At 52.1% G+C, this 2,799-nt stretch carries 1 protein-coding gene and 2 pseudogenes; 2 read left to right on the forward strand and 1 reads right to left on the reverse strand.

Annotation, left to right across the window (positions count from 1 at the left end; all coding sequences use genetic code 11):
• Positions 1–120: 120 nt before the first annotated feature.
• Positions 121–309, reverse strand: a pseudogene (locus EQW76_RS28540) (IS5/IS1182 family transposase); the annotation flags it as partial.
• Between the two features lie 663 nt (positions 310–972).
• On the opposite strand from EQW76_RS28540, the gene EQW76_RS28545 reads away from it, so the two are divergent.
• Positions 973–1,911: a PHB depolymerase family esterase gene (locus EQW76_RS28545; RefSeq protein WP_244615587.1), complete on the forward strand. Its 939-nt coding sequence runs from the start codon at positions 973–975 to the stop codon at positions 1,909–1,911.
• Between the two features lie 304 nt (positions 1,912–2,215).
• Positions 2,216–2,743 (forward strand): annotated as a pseudogene (locus EQW76_RS28550) (TetR/AcrR family transcriptional regulator); the annotation flags it as partial.
• Positions 2,744–2,799 lie beyond the last annotated feature (56 nt).

Below are 2,799 nucleotides of genomic sequence, written 5' to 3' on the forward strand. Positions count from 1 at the left end.
GTTCTTGACCCGTCAGCAAAATGGCCTGTGCCATAGTTCCTCATTGCGCTCTTAATTCCACTCTCAAGAGCGCAAAATCACGATATCGCAAAAAACTCGCAAGGCGGTCCACGCCGTAGGGATACGCTTCTCCGGCGGGATTGACGGGCGGCCGATCGCTGAATACATCGCCTCGAAATCTGGCGACAGAACTTCCAGCGCCTCGTCTACAATGGCGCAGATCGCCCGCAGCGGATGGCTTGTCGGAACGCGGGCTTCGCAGCTCACATAAGAAAACAGACCCGCCGTCTGCATATCACTGCCACGCATGTCCTGCTCCTGCCGACCAGTCACGCAGGCATGGAATCACGGCAGTCCGCTTGTAGCAAGGGCCTTTTTCCGTACACTGTTAGTACTGCAATCCTAAGAGCGCTTTGCAGCGCGTCACGCAAATAACGCGCTATTGGCTTCGGAGCCTTCGTGACGGGCGACATGGCACACAGCTCCCAGCTCAATATAACGCAACTTAAAACAACACTCCGCAACATAGTTTTGCAACATAGTAGTTCCCGCGACGGCGCACCGCATAGATCGCGCAAAGGCTCACTGAATTGAACGGCTTAACCAAGCACACTTTCGTCGGACGCTCGATCAGCTAGCGACCCAACTGACTGACTAATGGAGTTAGAACCGGGAGATATCTCTTCGCCGCATCATTTACGTCGCAGAGATCAAGGGCTTTAAATTTTCAACCTGGTTATTCCGTCATTGTCGTTAAACTTTTGAGCGGCGACAATCTCGGCGTTTATCTAAACAACTTAGGTGCTTGGTCCTAGGCGTTGATGAGGAGTTATTATGCGATCAATATCCGACACAATAAGGCGGCTGCGACGGTATCAAGCCTCTCTCGTGAGCAGCAAGCCGATAGCTACTACGCTTGAGAAACTTGAGTCGTTTGGAAGCAATCCCGGAGAGCTCCAAGGTTGGTATCAAATGCCGCAGAAGGCTCACGCGGCTCCCGCTCTCGTTGTTGGGCTACATGCTTGCTTACAGACGGCTGCGGATTACGATCGTGGATCGGGATGGTCGGAACTGGCGTGTCGCTACGGCTTTGCTGTTCTCTTCCCCGAGCAGTGCTCTTCCAATAACGCCACACTGTGTTTCAACTGGTTCAATCCGGAGGATGTTACCCGCGACAGCGGGGAAGTCCTCTCGATACGACAAATGATCGCCAGCCTGATTACAAATCATGAGGTTGACGCAGCACGAGTCTATGTGGTTGGACTGTCTGCAGGTGGAGCGATGGCAAATGCCTTGCTCGCAACCTATCCGGAGGTCTTTGCGGGAGGAGCAATAATATCAGGTCTTCCTTATGGTGTGGCATCGACTGTACCCGAGGCATTTGACCGCATGCGGGGCCATGAACTTCCCTCAGCGTTGGCCCTAGAAGGTAGCATTCGCACGGCGTCCTCCCATCAGGGGCCATGGCCGACGTTGTCGGTTTGGCATGGAACTAGCGATGATACAGTTGTAGACGCAAATTCTTTCGCTATCGTCGAACAGTGGCGAAATATCCTTGAGGCCGAAGCGACGACAGCGACAGAGGTGGAAGGTCACCGCCGGCAATCTTGGCTTGACGCGTCCGGGCGGCGCGTCATCGACCACTACCACATTATCGGGATGGGTCACGGGTTCCCGACCGAAACCAAGAGTGGCTACGGTCAGCGCGCGCCACTTATGCTCGAAATGGGAATTTCTGCGACTGTGCACACCGCTTGGAGTTGGGGTCTAATGACATCATTCACTCCACAAACAACAGTCGCTAAAGCAGAGGTTGTTGTCATTCCGCAGGACGGCAGAACGCCGCCTCGTGCATGCGCAATCGTTAATATCTTCAAACGGGTCCTCCGAGCAGTCGGACTAATTGCTTGAAGCAGAGACTGAGAGCCGAAAGTCTCAGCAGTATGCCGTTTTCGATGAGAAGACGTCTGCTCTGCCGGTTTAGATTGAAGCGACGCGAAAACTTCTTTCAATTTTTGACGTGCTGTCTCGCGAGCAAGGAATTTCATATATCTGAGATGACTACGTTCTATCTGGCCGAGGTGGCGCCTCTTAATTAGCTGTTTAGCCAATGTGTCTTTCGGTATTTTGATAGGAAAGGTTTAGCATGACAATGATCCCGTCTTAGCCGGATGGCGCGGCTTCAACAGCGAGACTAAATTATAAATATTGGAAAATTAGCGGTCGACGTAAATTGAAACAAGAAAAGACTACGGTTCAAGCATCCGGACGCTGGCCGGCGGGTGAAGACCCTATTAAGCGTAAGAAAATTCTGGATGGAGCCGATCAAGTCTTCATGCGCCTTGGCTTCGACGCGGCGAGCATGGACGACGTAAGGCGCCAAGCAGGTGTCTCCAAAGGCACGTTGTATGTGTATTTTGATAACAAGGAAGAACTATTTTCCGCAACTATTGAAAGGCAACGAGCCACCTTCATTGCGACCATGCGGATGACTCTCGCAGAACATGGCGACGTAAATGGCGGCCTTTATGATTTCGGTGTGACCTTTGTAAGACACATAACGGATGAGACAGTGATAACAGCGTTGCGAACCGTACTTGGCGTGCGAGATCGAATGCCATCTCTTTGCACGCGTATATTCAAAGGACCCGAGAACCTACGCAGCGTTCTGCAGGATTTTCTGTTACGGCACTCCAAAGAAGGTGATCTCGAGATCGAAGATCTGGAGCTTGCTGCTGGTCAATAGTATCCATCCGAGGTGAACCGCAGGATTTTTGCTTTTGCGCGTGGTAAATTGGC

This window comes from Rhizobium sp. rho-13.1 (genome assembly GCF_007000305.1).
In the GTDB taxonomy this organism is placed as follows: Bacteria; Pseudomonadota; Alphaproteobacteria; order Rhizobiales; family Rhizobiaceae; genus Rhizobium; species Rhizobium rhododendri.